Genomic DNA, 18,596 nt, shown 5'->3' on the forward strand with positions numbered 1-18,596 from the left:
ATGTGTGAATGAGAATGAAACAGCTTTCCGAATTAAGAAATTTGCTTGGCGACCATAGCGTTGTGGACCCACCTGACTCCATGCCGAACTCAGAAGTGAAACACAACAGCGCCGATGGTAGTGTGGGGTCTCCCCATGTGAGAGTAGGACATCGCCAGGCTTTGACTTGTTGTTTTTAGATTTTTTTTAAAAATCTAAAGGCAAAAAAAGTAGACGAAAAGTCTAACCAGACACGCTGCGGAGCGGTAGTTCAGTTGGTTAGAATACCGGCCTGTCACGCCGGGGGTCGCGGGTTCGAGTCCCGTCCGCTCCGCCACTTATTAAGAGCCTCAGCAGTCATGTTGAGGTTTTCTTCAATGAGAAGCATAAATTATTTAGGGGTGTAGCTCCAACTGGCAGAGCAGCGGATTCCAAATCCGCGTGTTGGGAGTTCGAATCTCTCCACCCCTGCCATTTATCAAGCCTCTGCAGAAATGCTGAGGCTTTTTGCTATTTTTCATCTCCTTATTATTTTTTTGGAATATTCTGGTTCTTCAATAAAATATTGTACCCATAGAGTATTAATACCACTCTGTAAATTAACGGGTCAGTTCAATCCTATCTCTTGAGCGCATTCTCATTACTTTATCGGTACTTGTCAAAAAGCGATTCCACGCACGGCACAACTTCGACACAATATCCTTGTAATCAATAAAACTTTGGTTAGTGAGATAGTGTTGCCTGAGCCAGTTCCACACTTGTTCTATAGCGTTTAACTCTGGTGAGTCGGGAAGCTGATCAAGGAAGGTTTGCACCCACTTATTGACACTGGTACGGCTAGCTTTCAGAAATTGATTAATACCAATCTAAGAAAAAATATGATCTAATTGATGGCATTTAACGATAGAACTTATTCGCTATGGACACACTACCACCCTGATTCTATCTATTACCTGCTCGAGCACATGGGCTTCTCTTGGATAACTTCTCGCTCCAAGCACCCTCATCAGTCCCAGCCAATCCAAGACGATTTTAAAAAAATTTAAAATTGAAACGATCCTTAAGATCCCAGGATATATTGCTTTAGAGCGTGTTGATGTCTGTTTTCAGGATGAAGCCAGATTTGGGCAACAAAACACAACAACACGGTTATGGGCAGAGAAAGCAACACGTCCCAGATCCGTGAAGCAACAACAATTTGAATATGCGTATCTGTTTGGTTCTATCTGTCCCGCTAGAGGTATTGGCGAGGCGATGGTCGTTCCTTGGGTTAACAAGGACATTATGGTTAAGCATCTTAGGCAAGAAGGTGGATAGAGCTGACCAGTTAATTTTCCAGATTGGTATTATTTGGGTGCGAGAGTGCCATCTTTAAAGTGAGCGATAGCGAGCAATCTCATTTTCATTTGAAAGGATTTTTGTTAACTCGCCAGTTTTTTGAAGTCGATATTCTGTAAGCTGTCGATGGTCAATTAATCTTGGTAGCCGTCTTTTTCAATTAGATCATATTTTTTAATTGCTATTGCAATAGGTCTAGAGAGAAGAGCAACAAAGCAAAGATAGTAAAAGCCGATGCTCTAGAACATCGGCTAGAGATAAAAATGGTTTGATCAGTCATCACTGACAGTTTTTCTATCTACATTGACGATTTTTCAGCTTGTTTTGCTTTGTCTATCAATGGGGTAATTGTTGAACCTTGAATAAGTATTGAAAACACCACGACAGCGTATGTCATAACAAGGATTATCTCTTTTACATCAATAAGCTTGTCTGGGATAACTAATATGCCGGATGGAATAGAAAGTGCCATTGCTAGTGCCAATCCACCTCGTAGCCCTCCCCAAGTTAGTATCTTTATTGACCATGGGTTGTAGGAGCGGTAACGCTTGAAGCCGATGTAAGAGAAAAAAACGCTTAGATAGCGAGCAGATAAGACAAGAGGAATGGCGAAAGCCATCAATATCCAGTCCTCTTCATGGAATTTGAAGAGTAGCATCGACATACCGATAAGTAGGAAAAGCACACCATTCAAAAATTCGTCAACCAATTCCCAAAAGTGGTCAAGGTGTTCTTCACTTTCTTTTGAAAAGCCAATGAAGCGTGTCCAGTTGCCGATCATTATCCCTGATACAACCATAGCCAAAGGTCCGGAAACATGAATAACATCTGCAAAAACATAACCAGCAGTCGGTATACCAATGGTTAAAAGCAGTTCCATTGGGTGGTCATCGGTGGCGCTGATGAGGTAGTGGAATAATAGCCCAAGTGCTAGGCCATACACTATGCCCCCTATTGCCTCTTGAATAAACAACATAGTTACACTACCTATGGTTGGTGTTTCCGTGCCAAATGCAATAGTGAAAATAGTGACAAAGATAACCAAACCAAAACCATCATTAAAGAGCGATTCTCCCTCGATTTGGGTTGAAATACGTTTTGGTGCATTTAACTTTTTAACAATAGCTAATACGGCTATTGGGTCTGTTGGTGATATGAGTGCACCAAATAGTAGACAGTAGACGAGATCGAAGTGAATGCCGATAAATTGGCAGAAGGCGTATAGCCCAAAACCGATGCAGAAGGTTGAAAATAGCGTTGCGCCTAGCGCAAGAACGGCGATTTCCCATTTCTGATCTTTTAGGTTGGGTAATTTGATGCCTAGGCCGCCAGCGAAAAGTAGAAAACCGAGTATTCCTTTGAGCAGAAAATTTTCAAAGTTAATACTGTTGACGGTTTCGGTCGCTATTTGAGTTAGATGAAACCAATCATTTTGACCTGCAACTAAGATCAATAATGATAACATCATCGATCCTGCTGTAATGGCGATAGTGGTTTGCATATTGCCTATCTTACTGTTTAGAAAGGCAATCAACATTGCTGCTCCTGATAGGAAGCATAAAGTGTAATAGACAGACATTGTTTTCTCGTCGTGTAACAAAATATGAATGAAATTCTCCTTGGATGATGTACAAATAGCAAACACTTTTTAGCCATGATGGCAGATGTATCAAACGACAATTGAAGTGAAGTTTAGACGTCTAGATTTCTAATGGTTATATGATAGGATGAGCGAATAACCAAAAGGAATGAGGCTGTACTGTGGGAAGAGAAGTTAAAAGTCAAATTGAAGCTCAATTGCAACAGAGAATATTATTGATTGATGGTGGCATGGGCACCATGATTCAGAGCTATAAATTGGAAGAGCAAGATTATCGCGGAGATCGCTTTGCCCATTGGCCAAGCGATCTGAAAGGAAATAATGACCTTCTCGTCTTGACGCAGCCTCAGTTAATCAAAGAAATTCATAGTGCTTACTTGGAGGCAGGTGCTGATATCCTAGAGACGAATACCTTCAACGCGACGAGCATCGCAATGGCCGACTACGATATGCAAGCCATTAGCGATGAGATCAATTTCGCTGCTGCAAAACTTGCACGCGAAGCTGCTGACGAATGGACGGCGAAAACGCCTGAGAAACCTCGTTATGTAGCAGGAGTGCTAGGGCCAACAAACCGCACTTGCTCGCTCTCCCCTGACGTGAATGACCCTGGTTTTCGAAATATCAGCTTTGAGCAATTAGTTGAAGCTTACTCAGAATCAACACGTGCTTTAATTCGTGGCGGCAGCGACTTAATTTTGATTGAAACCATTTTCGATACTTTAAATGCTAAAGCCTGTGCCTTTGCGGTGGATTGTGTGTTTGAAGAGTTGGGTTACAAACTGCCCGTGATGATCTCAGGGACAATCACCGATGCCTCTGGTCGAACGCTTTCTGGGCAAACAACCGAAGCCTTTTATAATGCACTGCGACACGTTGAGCCTATCTCATTTGGTTTGAACTGTGCACTCGGTCCGGATGAATTGCGCCAATACGTTGAAGAGCTATCACGTATTTCCGAATGTTATGTCTCTGCTCACCCCAATGCGGGGTTGCCTAACGCATTCGGTGAGTATGATCTTGAAGCCGATGAGATGGCGCAGCACATCGGGGAATGGGCGCGAGCAGGATTCTTGAACCTTGTTGGTGGCTGTTGTGGAACCACTCCTGAGCACATCAGACAAATGGCAAAAGTGGTCGAAGGTGTGAAACCAAGAGCGTTACCCGATATTCCAGTGGCTTGTCGTCTATCCGGTCTAGAGCCGCTGACGATTACCAAAGAGAGCTTATTCATCAACGTAGGTGAGCGAACTAACGTCACTGGTTCTGCGCGTTTTAAGCGTTTAATCAAAGATGAGCAGTATGATGAGGCGCTGCATGTTGCTCGAGAGCAGGTCGAAAACGGTGCACAAATCATCGATATTAATATGGATGAAGGAATGTTGGATGCGCAAGCTTGCATGGTCCGCTTTCTCAATTTATGCGCTTCTGAGCCGGATATTTCCAAAGTGCCAATCATGGTTGATTCTTCTAAGTGGGAGGTGATTGAAGCAGGTCTCAAATGTATTCAAGGTAAAGGGATTGTGAACTCGATTTCCCTCAAAGAGGGGAAAGAGAAGTTTGTCGAACAAGCTAAACTCATTCGCCGCTATGGTGCCGCTGTGATCGTGATGGCATTTGATGAAGTAGGCCAAGCGGATACCCGTGAGCGAAAACTTGAAATTTGTACCAAAGCTTATCGAATTTTGGTTGATGAGGTTGGTTTCCCTGCTGAAGATATCATTTTTGATCCCAATATTTTCGCGGTTGCGACTGGTATTGATGAGCATAATAATTATGCTGTGGACTTTATCGAAGCCGTGGCTGATATCAAACGTAATTTACCCCATGCGATGATTTCCGGCGGGGTTTCCAACGTCTCTTTCTCTTTTCGCGGTAACAACTATGTGCGTGAAGCGATCCATGCTGTATTCCTTTATCACTGTTTTAAAAACGGCATGGACATGGGTATCGTCAATGCCGGTCAGCTTGAGATTTACGATAACGTGCCAGAGAAACTGCGTGAAGCAGTCGAAGATATCATTCTCAATCGCCGCAGCGATGGCACTGAACGCTTACTGGATATTGCGGCTGAATATGCGAACAAAGGTGTCGGTAAGGAAGAGGATGCCAGTGCGCTTGAATGGCGTTCATGGCCAGTCGCAAAACGTTTAGAGCATGCGTTGGTCAAAGGTATCACCGAGTATATTGTTGAAGATACGGAAGAAGCTCGTCAAAATGCCACTCGCCCACTGGATGTGATCGAAGGGCCTCTCATGGATGGAATGAACGTGGTCGGCGACCTCTTTGGCGAAGGGAAAATGTTCCTGCCGCAAGTAGTGAAATCGGCGCGCGTTATGAAGCAAGCCGTTGCGCATTTAGAGCCCTACATCAACGCGCTTAAGCAAGCGGGTTCCAATAATGGCAAAATCCTTCTTGCCACAGTTAAAGGGGATGTACACGACATCGGCAAAAATATCGTTGGCGTCGTTTTGCAGTGTAATAACTACGAAATCATTGACCTCGGCGTTATGGTGCCGTGTGAGCAAATTCTCAAAGTAGCGAAAGAGAAAAACGTTGATATTATCGGGTTGTCCGGTCTTATTACTCCCTCCTTGGATGAAATGGTGCACGTCGCTAAAGAAATGGAGCGACAAGGGTTTAAATTACCGCTTTTGATTGGCGGAGCAACCACCTCTAAAGCACATACCGCAGTTAAAATTGAGCAAAATTATCACCAGCCTGTTGTGTACGTGAACAATGCTTCGCGCGCAGTAGGCGTTTGTTCTTCGCTTCTTTCTGATGAGTTACGTCCTGCTTTTGTGGAAAAATTAAACCTCGATTATGAACGCACGCGTGATCAACATCACCGTAAAACCCCCCGAACTAAACCTGTCTCATTAGAAGTAGCAAGGGCAAATAAAGCGGTTATCGATTGGGATAACTATACGCCGCCAGTTCCGGCTAAATTGGGCGTACATGTGTTTGATGATTTTGATGTGGCTACCCTTCGTCGTTACATCGACTGGACACCATTTTTCATGACATGGTCATTGATGGGTAAATACCCAACGATTTTTGAACACGAAGAGGTGGGAGAGGAAGCGCAAAGTTTATTCCATGATGCTAATGCATTGCTTGATAGAGTTGAGCGAGAAGGGCTACTCAAGGCTCGCGGTATTTGCGCTTTATTCCCGGCCGCGAGTGTGGGAGATGATATCGAAGTGTATCGCGATGAATCGCGCACCGAGGTTGCTCATGTTCTGCATCACTTACGCCAACAAACCGAAAAGCCCAAAGGTTATAACTACTGCTTGTCCGATTACATTGTACCAAAAGAGAGTGGTAAACGAGATTGGATCGGCGCATTTGCCGTGACGGGCGGAATTGGTGAGCGAGAATTAGCTGACCAATATAAAGCGCAAGGCGATGATTACAACGCCATCATGATCCAAGCGGTGGCTGATCGTCTTGCTGAGGCTTTTGCGGAATATTTGCATCAGCAAGTTCGTAAAGAAATTTGGGGTTATGCTGCTGACGAAGAGTTGTCGAACGATGATTTGATCCGTGAGAAATACCAAGGTATACGCCCAGCGCCGGGTTATCCAGCGTGTCCTGAGCATACGGAAAAAGGCATCTTGTGGGAGATGTTGCAGGTTGAGCAAACCATCGATATGTCTTTAACCACCAGTTACGCTATGTGGCCAGGTGCTTCGGTGTCAGGTTGGTACTTCTCGCATCCTGACTCTCGTTATTTTGCCATTGCACAAATTCAGCAAGATCAGATGCAAGATTACGCGCAACGTAAAGGCTGGAATATGCAAGAAGCGGAAAAATGGCTTGGGCCGAATTTAGATTAAGTAATAAAAAACAGGTTGGCTAAGCCAACCTGTTTTTTATTCAGCGTGTTACTACTCAATGTGGTTTTATCGTTCAAACAAATCTTGATGAAGTTTCTGAATTGCCGCTTTAGAAACCGACTCGTGTAATAAAAAGCAGAGGTTGTGTGGGCTGGCACCATAGCAAATCATACGTAAATTGAAATCTTCTAAGGTACTAAAAACTTGTTTTGCATAGCCTTTGCTTTCACTCATGTTGTTGCCGATCAGCGCAACTAAACACAGATTATGTTCGACTTCAACTTTACATAGCTCTTCTAATTCTAAGCGCACCGCTTGAGGCAGTTCAGGCGCTCCACCTGAGGTATCGGTTTTATCTAATGTTAATGAGACGCTGATTTCAGAGGTGGTGATCAGATCCACCGAAATTTTGTGTTTGGCTAAAATTTCAAATACCTTCGAAAGAAAGCCGTATGCGTGAAACATGCTAGCGCTGCGTAGTGTAACCATGGTTTGATTGCAGCGTAGGGTTAAGGCTCTAAATAGAGGTGAGCTTTCCACACGTTTACGGATCCAAGTGCCGCCTTTTTCAGGCTCTTTTGAGGAGCCGACAAACACAGGGATATCGTGGCGAAGCGCGGGCAGCAACGTCGATGGATGCAAAATTTTAGCGCCAAAGTTTGCCATCTCCGATGCTTCGCTAAAGCTTATTTCCGCAATCGGAGCGGCTTTAGGCGCAATGCGTGGGTCGGTCGTATAAATCCCCGGCACATCAGTCCAAATTTCTAAGCCAGAAGCTTGTACCGCTTCGGCGATCAAGGCCGCAGAATAATCACTGCCGCCTCGGCCCAATGTGGTTGTATTTCCTTGCTCATCAGCGCCGATGAAACCTTGAGTTACCACTACGTGTTGCAGACAAAGTGGTGTTAACTTCTCTTGGGCTAATTGCTGGATCTGCTCTAATTGCGGTTCTGCCCGACCGTAGTGATCATCAGTACGCAGCACTTCTCGAATATCAAAACGGATCGCATCCATGCCACGTTCACGCAGTAATTGCGTCAGAATGAAGGTCGACATTAATTCGCCACAAGCCACTAAGTGATCGGTCAGTTTTTTACTCGCTTGAAAAGAGGCCGCTTCTGCAACACTGGCCACCATATCTAAAATTGAGTGTACCTCTTTTTCAACTTGTAGCGGGTCGGCAAGCTTGTCAATAATCGCATGGTGAATATCAGCTAACTGTTTGATAATACTTAAGCGTTGATTGGCATCTTGTACGCCATTGGCTAATTCAACCAATAAATTCGTCACGCCAGAGCAGGCACTGCTCACGACTAATTTGGTCTCTGGATTATTTTCGATCACAGCGGCACAAAGGCTCATTGCTTCAAAGTTAGCAACGCTTGTTCCGCCAAATTTGGCGACATTGAATGCGCTCACGGCATTTCTCCCACGACTTCCTGAAATAAAAATAGTGTTGGTGTACCAACGTCCAATGTTTGAAGAGAGTTTTTCTAGAGCAAATAAAGAGGTGTTTTTATGATTGGTTTACCTCAGAAGCTCTTCATCAGGGTGGCTGATGACAGTTGAAGGGATTCAGCCCATTCAACCGATAAACCAAATCCACAACTTTGGTTTATCTCGGCACTGCTCCCCATTAATGTTTTGTATTGGAGTTGAGGCTCCACAAAACATCTGCCTGGGCAGTGCTCCTCTTCTGCTAGATAGCTCATTCATTGAACGTTTTTGAACTGTTAATGTCAATCGCTAATTAAGTCCAAATGTAAAATAAAATTAACCAGAGTGTGACACTGGTTTGACCTCTAGACTTCGGTCGAATTGTTGCTTCAGCGGATTTGTTTTACTCTGGGTATTCGCATTTGGCCGCAAGCAAGGAGCAACTATGTCCATTACCAGTTTTAACCCACCCCAGCGAATTTTGATGGGACCAGGCCCGTCAGATATTTACCCCCAAGTATTACAAGCGCTGAGCAGGCCGACCGTTGGCCACTTAGATCCGCTTTTTATCCAGATGATGGATGAGCTAAAGCAGCTGCTTAAATACGCTTTTCAAACGGAAAATGAGTTTACCATCGCGGTTTCCGCGCCGGGCAGCGCTGGTATGGAGGCGTGCTTTGTCAACCTGATTGAGCCGGGAGATAAGGTCATCGTGTGTCGCAATGGCGTTTTTGGCGAGCGTATGCGCGAGAATGTAGTGCGCTGTGGCGGAGACGCGGTGCTGGTGGATGATGAGTGGGGAGCTCCCGTTTCGCTGGATAAAGTCGAGCAAGCCATACAGGCTAACCCTGATGCTAAAATTCTCGCGTTTGTTCATGCAGAAACGTCAACTGGTGCATTGAGTGATGCGCAAGCATTAGGTCTGTTGGCTAAGCAAAACAACATGCTGAGTATTGTCGATGCAGTGACATCCTTAGGCGGCGTGCCACTTTATGTGGATCAATGGCAGCTCGATGCCGTCTATTCTGGGAGTCAAAAGTGTTTATCGTGCCCTCCGGGTTTATCGCCACTGACTTTTTCAGCGCAAGCGATTGAAAAAATTCAGTCTCGAACAACCCCTGTTCAAAGCTGGTTTTTAGATCAAAGCTTAGTGCTTGGTTATTGGAGTGGTGCAGGCAAGCGCAGTTATCACCATACTGCACCAGTCAACAGTTTGTACGCATTGCATGAAGCCTTGTTGGTGTTGAAAAACGAAGGTCTAGAGCAGGCGTGGGCACGTCATCGTGTGATGCATGACAAATTAAAGCAGGGCTTAGAAAAATTAGGATTTGAATTTGTCGTTGCTGAAGATAGTCGTTTACCACAATTGAATGCGATCTATATTCCAGCAGGGGTTGATGAGGCTAAAGTGCGAGGGCATTTACTCAATCAATACAACTTGGAGATCGGCGCAGGCCTTGGCACTTTAGCGGGTAAAGCGTGGCGTATTGGTCTAATGGGGTATGGGGCGCGCAGTGAAAACGTGGCCTTATGCTTGCGGGCGTTAGAAGAGTCATTAACAAATTAACAAAGAAACTACATAAGGGAGCATTTGCTCCTTTTTTAGTGGTGCTGATGCCGAACGTTGTTCGTCTCAGCATCAATCATAAAATTCATTTTTATTGTTAGCTCTTCCCCAGCGTGAGTGGAATACTCGTGATTGATGTCTTAAGATAAATTCTTCCGTTAATGGTTTAATTACTCCTATGAATATATACCCTTCCTACTTGAAGCTGCAGTGGTGTTGGCTACATTCGTTCACCCCAATCACATAGTTTGCCTATGCTCATGGGGACTCACTCACTTGCCGCCTACCTGCAACTCCACGTTGTTTGGGTATAAGTGGCATTTTGTGTATTTATAATAAATATACGATGCTAAAGTTTGTGGCCTAAATATTAGAACAGGTTTGGATGCTACTTTGTATTGTCATGGTATTGTAAAAAATGAACATTGTTCGATTGTTTTGGTTGACCATTATTTTATCTGCGTTAGGATAAGCGCGCTGAGAAAGCATACTTATTATTAACTTTTTAGAGGTGCAATAGAAACCTATGGACTCGTCGAGTAGTCGATTATCCAAGTGTGGTATTTTCTGGTTAGTAGAAAAGCCTACGTTTTGTTGCCAACTTTTCATTTAAAGCCTCGCTTTTGCTAAGTTGGTATTCATACTAACGAAGCTCCTTTTCTTGTTCTCTCCTGTCAATATCACACTCTTTTTATAGAGTATCGTGTTTGTTTAAGTCGATCATATGATTGTTTCACTATGATTTATTCAATACAGCGTTTCTACTGGCTAGAGCGTGAATGCTTTTGAATTTCTTGCGTGTCATCTGTACACCGCTAGAATTTTCGCAAGTACACGGCTTCTCTATTTGACTGATTTTATCTTCTCCTAACTTGCTTGTTCAAGGCGGGGAATGCTTGAGCTTGATGGTATAAGCTTATTGCAGTTCAGTTACGTGGATTTTCTGCATAATTTGGTTTCTTTGTCTTGATAGTTTCAAGGAAATACAAAGATGGTTATGTACAACACATCATTAGCTATGGGCAACCGGCTACCTGCTGCTCACTCTATTCAAACCGAAATGGATAATAACTTTATTTGTGTAGGCGCATCGCTATCTGTAGAAGCGGTGATTGCGACTCTACGCTCATCGTCCTTAACTGATAAGCGCTTAAATCTTATCTTTATCTCTGGTGATGCAGGTGAATACTTAGGATTTGTTTATTTAAGCAAGGTGGTAGTATCACAGATGAATATCATCATGAAAGATATTATGCACAAAAGCGATATTGCCATATCGGCCTTAATGGATAAGGTTCAAGCTAGAAAATTATTATTAGACAGTCATTTGCCTATGATTCCTATCATAGATAGTCGGAATAGAGTGATTGGTGTCTATTCTATATAATAAATATTAACAAACTTTAAAATAAATTACTCAACTTCACTAAATGAAATTTTTAGTGGGATTGGAACCGTGTGCCTAAAATTTAAGGTATTCATTGAATACATTGATTATAAAAATAAACTTTAAAATTATTATGTTGATTTTTAAAGTTAAATATCGGTTGAGATATGATAATGAAATTACAAAAAATAGCGTTAGAACTCGCTGCGATTAATTTTAATCGTGACCCATTAAACTTAAATCAATTAATGGAACAGTATCCCATCGCTGATATTGCTCAAGTCTTCGCTGAGCAGTTGGCTAATCAGACCCTGAGCGAAGAGGATGTCTTTGAGCTGGTGCAATTGATGCCAATCGCTCGTCAAGCGGCGCTATTGGGGTATTTTTCTGAGCCTATCAGAGAAAAAGTGGTGGAGAGAATGCCGCTCGAAGCGCTTGCGAAAGTGCTTCAAGTCATGCCCCATGATGAAAGGGCTGACTTATATGCTCACTTGGATGAGACGCGCCAACCGCCGCTACTTGCTCTACTGGATCAACAAGAGCGTCAAGATGTACAGCAGCTCGCAGCCTACCCTCAAGGCTCGGTCGGCTCTATCATGACGACAGATTATGCGACGTTAAACGCCGATGATGATGTGCCGCAGGCGATTGCGCGTTTACGTGAAATGGCCAACGAGAGGGAAACCATCTATCAAGCGTATGTGATTGATAAACAGAATCGCTTACTTGGTACACTTTCGCTTAAGGATTTAGTGCTGGCACAACCAACCTCGCTTGTCTCTGACATCATGACCAAAGAGACAGTGTTTGTTCGAGCTGATGAAGATCAAGAGTGTGCAGCGCAAGCCATCAGTAAATACGATTTACTTGCGGTGCCTGTTTTTGATGAGCAATTTCGTTTGGTCGGTATAGTGACTTATGACGATGCGATGGACGTGGCCGAGCAGCAAGCGGATATGGATTTTCATAAAGTCGCTGCGGTTGGTTTTACCGGTAACCTTAAAGAAGCCAGTGTATGGCTAATGTACAAGAAACGTGTGTTTTGGCTGGTGTTGTTAGTCTTTGGTAATCTTTTTTCTGGTGCCGGTATTGCGTACTTTGAGGAGACGATTCAAACCTATGTCGCCTTGGTCTTCTTCTTACCACTGTTGATTGATAGCGGCGGTAATGCAGGATCCCAGTCAGCAACGTTGATGGTTCGAGCCTTAGCCACTGGTGAAGTGGTGATGAAAGATTGGCTATCCATGTTGGTGCGAGAGTTAGGGATTGCGGCGTTATTAGGGGCAACAATGGCTATCGCTGTCTCTTTATTGGGTTTTTGGCGAGGCGGTAGTGATATTGCTTTTGTTGTTGCGGTAACGATGCAAATTGTGGTGATTATTGGTTGTATCGTCGGAATGTTACTCCCATTCATTCTGAATAAGTTTAAGCTCGATCCTGCGTCAGCCAGTGCTCCGTTGATCACGACCATTGCTGATTCTATCGGGGTGATCATCTATTTCAGCGTTGCTACCATGGTGTTGGATTTTCCACCAGTGACGTAAGCCACCCATCCTGCCGTGAGATCTACTGGTTGGAGTGTGAAATAAGCCCAACGGTCAAAAGCTTTCTCTATTTTTGGGAAAGCTTTTTTTATGAATAAGGCTCATATGCTCGATTTAATTGGCAGACGAACGATCAGCCGAACTGGCTGGCGGGCTATACTGCACCTCACTGAAATCCATATTGGGGAACAAAAATGCGGCTTCGGAGCGAATTTGCTCGGCGCGGCTTTCGTCACCAATACCTTGGTAAGCCAAGATCAGATTATTGTAAAAAGCAGGACGCGGTTTATGTTTTATGATGGCCAATGACCAGTCGATGTACGGCGTAATCAATTTAGGATCTTGATTATACAGGCCAATGTTGAGGTAAGTGCTGTAGACATCCCAATCAAAGCGGTCTTGCCAAACTACGGGATTTGTCACCTTTTTCAGGATATCTGGATTCTTGGGTTGAGATTTTTCAAATTGGGTAAGCACATAGTTACTGTGCAGAGCACTGAGCATATAAAAGCTCGTTAAGATCGGTAGTACTAAACTCAACACTCGAAACAGGGATTTACTGATCATGCTAAAAGGAATTGAACGGTATTTAGCCACTCGCTGATCAACCCAAAAAAGAAGAATGATGAAGGTTACCCAGTGAATAGCCGAATGGTAAAACGGATATTCGAGCTGGCTATGTAACACGATAGGGATGAAAAGGGCGAACATCGCAAGCCTAGTCCCTTTCTTGGCCGAATACATCCGCATGAGCACGAAAAGCATAGCCAGTGCGATCCCCAACACAGGTAACAAACCGCCTTCCACTGCCCAGAATAGTAACTCATTATGAGGATGATCCATCGACGCCAACCCCGGTTGGTAGCTAGGGTTTAATTGGTGTTGCCTTGCGGTATAAAGCAAATATTCAGATTCAAACCTGCCATAGCCATAACCCGTGAAGGGTTTTTCTATGACCATATCGATGGTTTGAGGAAAGGTATAACGGCGAGGGCTCTCTAAATCAGCCTTATTCTCTAGAAAATCGCCCGTGCCTTGGGAATAGACAGCGACAAACCCTAAAGCAATACCCAATAGCGTCGCAGCGCTCCATCCCCAAAATCGTTTAGGCGTTGAAAATTTAGACAAGTAAGGCAGAACAAAAAGTGTTCCGAGTATCGCGCCAATCCAACCAGTGCGCGAGGCTAATATCACCAGCAACGGTGCACTGAGCAGTGGAGTGACATAAAGTAGGCTCACTTCGCTGAGATGCTGATTGTATTTCTTCGGTTGACGAGCCAGTAAATAGCCAGATATAACCAGCCCTGTCGCGAGAAAGCTCGCCATCACATTCGGTTGCTGAAAAATGCCGTAAGGGCGGTTGATAAGGGAGTCGTAGCCAAAAATATTCTCGGGTGAAAGCAAAAAGTATTGATACAGACCAAATAGGGCTTCAATCAATGCCGCGAGTACGATAAACCAGAGCAATCGCTGCTTATGTTTGTTGCTAAAACGAAATTGTTGCAGCAGTACAAAAAAAAGCAGCCCAGTCCATAACCCGAGCATTCGACTCAGCGATGCGTCAATTTGAGCATTCGTGTAAAGCAGCGGAACCGTCATGATGGTACAACTGATAAAAAGACCGATGGTCAGTTTGGAATAGCGTAACCTACGGTTAGATGCGAGTTGATACAGACCTAATGAGAGCGTAAAACTAAGGGCAAGCCAAGTGGTTGGATTAAAAGATAAAGCTAGACCTGAGCCGCCAGGGTTAGGCATAAAAAAATGCATTGCCAGTAAATAGAGAATGCCAATCGAAAGCAAAAAGGGTTTGTTTAAGGGGATGGCGGGTGTTTGTGCTTCAAGTTGTGTGCCGCTTAGATGCAATGTTGCCATAGGTCTCGCGTTCCAATTAAAAGAAACCAGCAACCAGTTGCTGGTTTCTCTACTTTACCGTTTTTTTCTATTTCAACATAGGCTTAAGAAAGCGTGCGGTGTGTGAACCTTCGATCTGCGCCACATCTTCGGGCGTTCCTTGAGCAATAATTTCGCCGCCGCCTTGTCCACCTTCTGGCCCTAGGTCGATCACCCAGTCTGCGGTTTTGATCACATCTAAGTTGTGTTCAATTACCACCACGGTATTGCCGTGGTCGCGCAAGCGATGCAGTACGGTCAAGAGCTGTTGGATGTCATGGAAGTGTAAGCCTGTCGTTGGCTCATCCAAAATGTACAAGGTTTTCCCTGTATCGCGTTTTGATAGTTCACGAGCCAGTTTGACGCGTTGAGCTTCGCCCCCTGACAAAGTCGTCGCCGCTTGTCCGAGGCGTATGTAGGATAAACCCACGTCAATCAAGGTCTTGAGTTTGCGAGCGATCATCGGTACGGGCTCAAAAAAAGCGTAAGCATCTTCGACGGTCATCTCCAACACTTCATCAATCGCTTTGCCTTTGTAGCGGACTTCCAATGTTTCACGATTATAGCGTTTACCCTTACACACATCGCATGGCACGTAAACATCGGGTAAAAAGTGCATCTCAACCTTAATCACACCATCACCTTGGCATGCTTCGCAGCGTCCACCACGTACGTTAAAGCTAAAACGACCCGGTTTATAGCCCCGAGAGCGAGACTCTTGAGTGCCCGAGAATAGCTCACGGATCGGTGTGAAAATGCCCGTATAGGTGGCCGGGTTTGAGCGGGGAGTTCGGCCTATCGGGCTCTGGTCAATGTCGATGACCTTATCAAAATGCTCTAACCCTTTGATTTTTTGATATGGAGCAGGCGTTGCTGTGGTGGCTCCATTTAAGGCCGTATGAGCAATTTTAAAAAAGGTATCATTAATTAAGGTTGATTTACCGGAGCCTGAAACCCCTGTTACGCAGCTAAATAAGCCAACAGGAATCGATAAATCAACCGTCTTGAGGTTGTTACCCGACGCACCGATAAGCTCCACCGTTTTCTTGGGATCTCTTGGGGTACGCACGGTAGGAATCGCAATTTTTTTCGCGCCGCTCAGGTACTGTCCTGTGAGCGAATTAGGGTTGGAAATTATGTCATTCACATTCCCTTCTGCGACGACCTGCCCACCATGCACACCAGCGCCGGGGCCAATATCAATTACATGATCGGCCATACGAATGGCGTCTTCGTCATGCTCTACAACCAATACCGTGTTGCCTAGATCGCGCAAATGCGTGAGCGTTTTTAATAGCCGTTCGTTATCACGCTGGTGGAGCCCAATCGATGGCTCATCTAAGACGTACATTACCCCAACGAGTCCAGCGCCAATTTGGCTCGCTAAGCGAATCCGTTGTGCTTCCCCTCCTGACAGGGTTTCAGCACTCCGAGAAAGGTTGAGATAATTCAACCCAACGTTGACGAGGAAATGCAAACGGTCATTGATCTCTTTCATTACTTTTTCAGCAATTTGTGCTCGTTGGCCTTCTAAATCAAGAGATTGGAAAAATTGCAAGGCATCGGCAATGCTCAGTTCCACCACTTCCGGTAGCGCGGTATCATTGATAAATACGTTGCGAGCTTCGATGCGTAAACGGGTGCCATTACAACAGGTACAAGGTTTGGTCGAGATGTATTTCACCAAATCTTCACGGACTGAGTTAGATTCCGTATCGCGATAACGCCTTTCAAGTGTATTGAGAATGCCTTCAAACGGATGGCGTTTAACCCGAATATCACCACGATCATTAATGTAGTTAAACTCAATCTCAGTTTTCCCCGAGCCTTTCAAGATGATTTCCTGAACCTTTTTGGGCAGTTTGTTAAATGGGGTATGTAAATCAAAATCATAATGCGCAGCGAGTGATGTGAGCATTTGGAAGTAGTAGTAATTTTTCTGATCCCAGCCACGAATCGCTCCTTGCGCAAGGCTGAGTTGGCTATCTTGGATAACGCGTTCAGGGTCAAAATATTGTTGTACGCCTAAACCATCACAGGTGTGGCATGCGCCCGCTGGGTTATTAAATGAGAACAGCCGAGGCTCTAACTCCTGCATGCTGTAGCCACAGTGTGGACAAGCAAAATTGGCTGAGAATACAATCTGTTCGCCTTCACCATCCATGTCAGTAACCACAGCAATACCGCCTGACAACTCGAGTGCTGTCTCAAAGGATTCGGCTAGGCGTTGCTGTAGGTCAGGACGAACTTTGAAGCGATCAACCACCACTTCAATGGTGTGCTTTTTGTGCAGTTCAAGGGTTGGTGGATCAGTCAGATCGCACGTTTCACCATCAATACGGGCGCGGATAAAACCTTGCGCGGCCAAGTTTTCCAGCGTTTTAACGTGTTCACCTTTGCGCTCTTTCACAATCGGTGCAAGCAGCATCAGTTTTGAACCTTCAGCTAATTCCAACACCTTATCAACCATTTGGCTGATGGTTTGAGCGCGAAGTGGAACTTTGTGCTCAGGACAGCGCGGCTCACCGACTCGCGCATAAAGCAGGCGCAAATAGTCATAAACTTCGGTAATGGTGCCAACCGTAGAACGAGGGTTATGCGAGGTTGATTTTTGTTCAATAGAGATAGCTGGTGAAAGACCTTCAATATGGTCAACATCCGGTTTTTCCATCAAAGATAAAAATTGGCGTGCATAGGCAGAGAGCGACTCAACATAGCGGCGTTGGCCCTCTGCGTAGAGTGTATCAAAGGCGAGAGATGACTTCCCCGAGCCTGATAGCCCTGTAATCACTGTTAATTTATCGCGTGGAATGGTCAGGTTGATATTTTTCAGGTTGTGGGTTCGAGCGCCCCTAACTTCAATTTTGTCCATCATCTAGGCTCTATGTAACACAAGTTAGGCAAGTATTGCATAGTGTGAGTTTTGTGCAAATAGACACTGGATAAAAAAACAGTAAATAAAAACCACGGAACTTGCCGTGGTTTTTATTGGGGAGGCGCTAGGTTACTGACGCACTAGGTTACTGACGCACTAGGTTACTGACGCACTAGGTTACTAACGCACTAGGTTACTAACGCACTAGGTGACTAACGCATTAGCTTACTTAAGCTTTATGAGTCGAATGTTTATCCAACGCGACTTTTTGTTCGTTCTTTTTGTACATGTTTTCAAAGCAGTAGTTAGTGGCTTCGATATAGCCTTCTACGCTACCGCAGTCAAAGCGTTGGCCTTTGAATTTATACGCCAATACACAGCCTGATTGCGCTTGTTTGAGTAGCGCATCGGTAATTTGAATTTCGCCACCTTTGCCCGGCTCTGTTTGCTCAATCAGATCAAAAATATCTGGGGTTAAAATGTAGCGACCAATGATGGCTAAATTGCTTGGTGCGGTGCCTGGTTCTGGTTTTTCAACCATGTCATCCACTCGGAACAGATCGTCTTTGATCATTTCACCGGAAATAACACCGTATTTATGTGTTTCCTTTTCAGGCACTTCTTGAACGGCAACAATAGAACAGCGGAACTGTTTATAGAGAGCGACCATTTGTGCCAAAACGCCTTTTTCTTGATTGACACATAAGTCATCGGCCAGCACCACCGCAAAAGGTTCATCGCCGACTAACTCTCGACCCGTTAAAATCGCATGGCCTAAACCTTTCATTTCACGTTGACGAATGTAGGTGAAGTTGGCGGTATCAATGATTTCGCGAATATCAACCAGCAGCTCTTCTTTGTTGGTGCCACTAATTTGATGCTCTAGCTCATAGTTTTTATCGAAGTGATCCATGATCGAGTGTTTTCCACGCCCAGTCACAATACACATCCCGGTCATTCCAGCTTGAATCGCCTCTTCAACACCATATTCGATCAAAGGTTTATTGACGACTGGCATCATCTCTTTGGGCATTGATTTTGTCGCTGGAAGAAAACGTGTACCGTAGCCAGCGGCTGGGAATAGGCATTTTTTGATCATGCTATAACCTTATTTTTATTTGAATTGTTAATTGATGG

The 18,596-nt window shown here is 44.6% G+C and carries 9 protein-coding genes, 2 tRNA genes, 1 rRNA gene, 1 pseudogene and 1 riboswitch; of the genes and pseudogenes, 8 read left to right on the forward strand and 5 right to left on the reverse strand.

Annotated features, from left to right (window positions below; genetic code table 11):
- Positions 1-44 precede the first annotated feature (44 nt).
- The 4 genes and pseudogenes from rrf to CCZ37_RS19260 all read left to right on the forward strand — a co-directional run.
- Positions 45-160: ribosomal RNA gene (gene rrf / locus CCZ37_RS01405) — 5S ribosomal RNA — on the forward strand.
- A gap of 79 nt (positions 161-239) precedes the next feature.
- Positions 240-316: transfer RNA gene (locus CCZ37_RS01410), tRNA-Asp, on the forward strand.
- 60 nt (positions 317-376) lie between these two features.
- A tRNA-Trp gene (locus tag CCZ37_RS01415) sits at positions 377-453 on the forward strand.
- A 467-nt stretch (positions 454-920) separates the two neighbouring features.
- A pseudogene (locus tag CCZ37_RS19260) lies at positions 921-1,281 on the forward strand (transposase); the annotation flags it as partial.
- Between the two features lie 334 nt (positions 1,282-1,615).
- On the opposite strand, the gene CCZ37_RS01425 reads toward CCZ37_RS19260, so the two are convergent.
- A complete protein-coding gene (locus CCZ37_RS01425) occupies positions 1,616-2,896 on the reverse strand; it encodes a cation:proton antiporter (RefSeq protein WP_094499562.1) in 1,281 nt (426 codons plus the stop codon).
- A gap of 182 nt (positions 2,897-3,078) precedes the next feature.
- Between CCZ37_RS01425 and metH the strand changes: the two genes are divergently transcribed.
- Positions 3,079-6,756, forward strand: coding sequence for a methionine synthase (gene metH, locus CCZ37_RS01430; RefSeq protein ID WP_094499563.1), 3,678 nt, complete (start codon positions 3,079-3,081; stop codon positions 6,754-6,756).
- Positions 6,757-6,822: 66 nt separating this feature from the next.
- Here metH and lysC read toward each other — a convergent pair whose 3' ends face one another.
- Positions 6,823-8,175, reverse strand: a complete 1,353-nt coding sequence (gene lysC, locus CCZ37_RS01435) for a lysine-sensitive aspartokinase 3 (protein WP_017043419.1) — start codon at positions 8,173-8,175, stop codon at positions 6,823-6,825.
- 109 nt (positions 8,176-8,284) lie between these two features.
- Positions 8,285-8,460, reverse strand: a riboswitch (Lysine riboswitch).
- 178 nt (positions 8,461-8,638) lie between these two features.
- Here lysC and CCZ37_RS01440 point away from each other — a divergent pair.
- The 3 genes from CCZ37_RS01440 to mgtE all read left to right on the forward strand — a co-directional run bounded on the left by CCZ37_RS01440 (position 8,639) and on the right by mgtE (position 12,691).
- Positions 8,639-9,760 carry a pyridoxal-phosphate-dependent aminotransferase family protein gene (locus CCZ37_RS01440; RefSeq protein ID WP_094499564.1) on the forward strand — a complete coding sequence of 374 codons (1,122 nt, stop codon included), beginning with the start codon at positions 8,639-8,641 and terminating at the stop codon, positions 9,758-9,760.
- 991 nt (positions 9,761-10,751) lie between these two features.
- A complete protein-coding gene (locus CCZ37_RS01450; protein WP_088720757.1) occupies positions 10,752-11,147 on the forward strand; it encodes a CBS domain-containing protein in 396 nt (131 codons plus the stop codon).
- Between the two features lie 167 nt (positions 11,148-11,314).
- On the forward strand, positions 11,315-12,691 hold the full coding sequence (mgtE, locus tag CCZ37_RS01455) for a magnesium transporter (protein ID WP_017043361.1): 1,377 nt from the start codon (positions 11,315-11,317) through the stop codon (positions 12,689-12,691).
- Between the two features lie 114 nt (positions 12,692-12,805).
- On the opposite strand, the gene CCZ37_RS01460 is transcribed toward mgtE, so the two are convergent.
- The 3 genes from CCZ37_RS01460 to galU form a co-directional block, all read right to left on the reverse strand.
- A complete protein-coding gene (locus CCZ37_RS01460) occupies positions 12,806-14,566 on the reverse strand; it encodes a PglL family O-oligosaccharyltransferase (protein WP_208613923.1) in 1,761 nt (586 codons plus the stop codon).
- 67 nt (positions 14,567-14,633) lie between these two features.
- Positions 14,634-17,456, reverse strand: a complete 2,823-nt coding sequence (gene uvrA / locus CCZ37_RS01465; protein ID WP_010320580.1) for an excinuclease ABC subunit UvrA — start codon at positions 17,454-17,456, stop codon at positions 14,634-14,636.
- 232 nt (positions 17,457-17,688) lie between these two features.
- Positions 17,689-18,558: a UTP--glucose-1-phosphate uridylyltransferase GalU gene (galU, locus tag CCZ37_RS01470; RefSeq protein ID WP_010320581.1), complete on the reverse strand. Its 870-nt coding sequence runs from the start codon at positions 18,556-18,558 to the stop codon at positions 17,689-17,691.
- Positions 18,559-18,596 lie beyond the last annotated feature (38 nt).

Origin of the sequence: Vibrio qinghaiensis, assembly GCF_002257545.1 — a bacterium.
Lineage (GTDB): Bacteria > Pseudomonadota > Gammaproteobacteria > Enterobacterales > Vibrionaceae > Vibrio > Vibrio ordalii.

Excerpts from the sequence above, each read along its gene's own strand:
- CCZ37_RS01425 (WP_094499562.1), bottom strand. The coding sequence starts at position 2,896 with ATGTCTGTCTATTACACTTTATGCTTCCTATCAGGAGCAGCAATGTTG.
- CCZ37_RS01440 (WP_094499564.1), top strand. The coding sequence starts at position 8,639 with ATGTCCATTACCAGTTTTAACCCACCCCAGCGAATTTTGATGGGACCA.
- CCZ37_RS01450 (WP_088720757.1), top strand. The coding sequence starts at position 10,752 with ATGGTTATGTACAACACATCATTAGCTATGGGCAACCGGCTACCTGCT.
- mgtE (WP_017043361.1), top strand. The coding sequence starts at position 11,315 with ATGATAATGAAATTACAAAAAATAGCGTTAGAACTCGCTGCGATTAAT.
- CCZ37_RS01460 (WP_208613923.1), bottom strand. The coding sequence starts at position 14,566 with ATGGCAACATTGCATCTAAGCGGCACACAACTTGAAGCACAAACACCC.
- uvrA (WP_010320580.1), bottom strand. The coding sequence starts at position 17,456 with ATGGACAAAATTGAAGTTAGGGGCGCTCGAACCCACAACCTGAAAAAT.
- galU (WP_010320581.1), bottom strand. The coding sequence starts at position 18,558 with ATGATCAAAAAATGCCTATTCCCAGCCGCTGGCTACGGTACACGTTTT.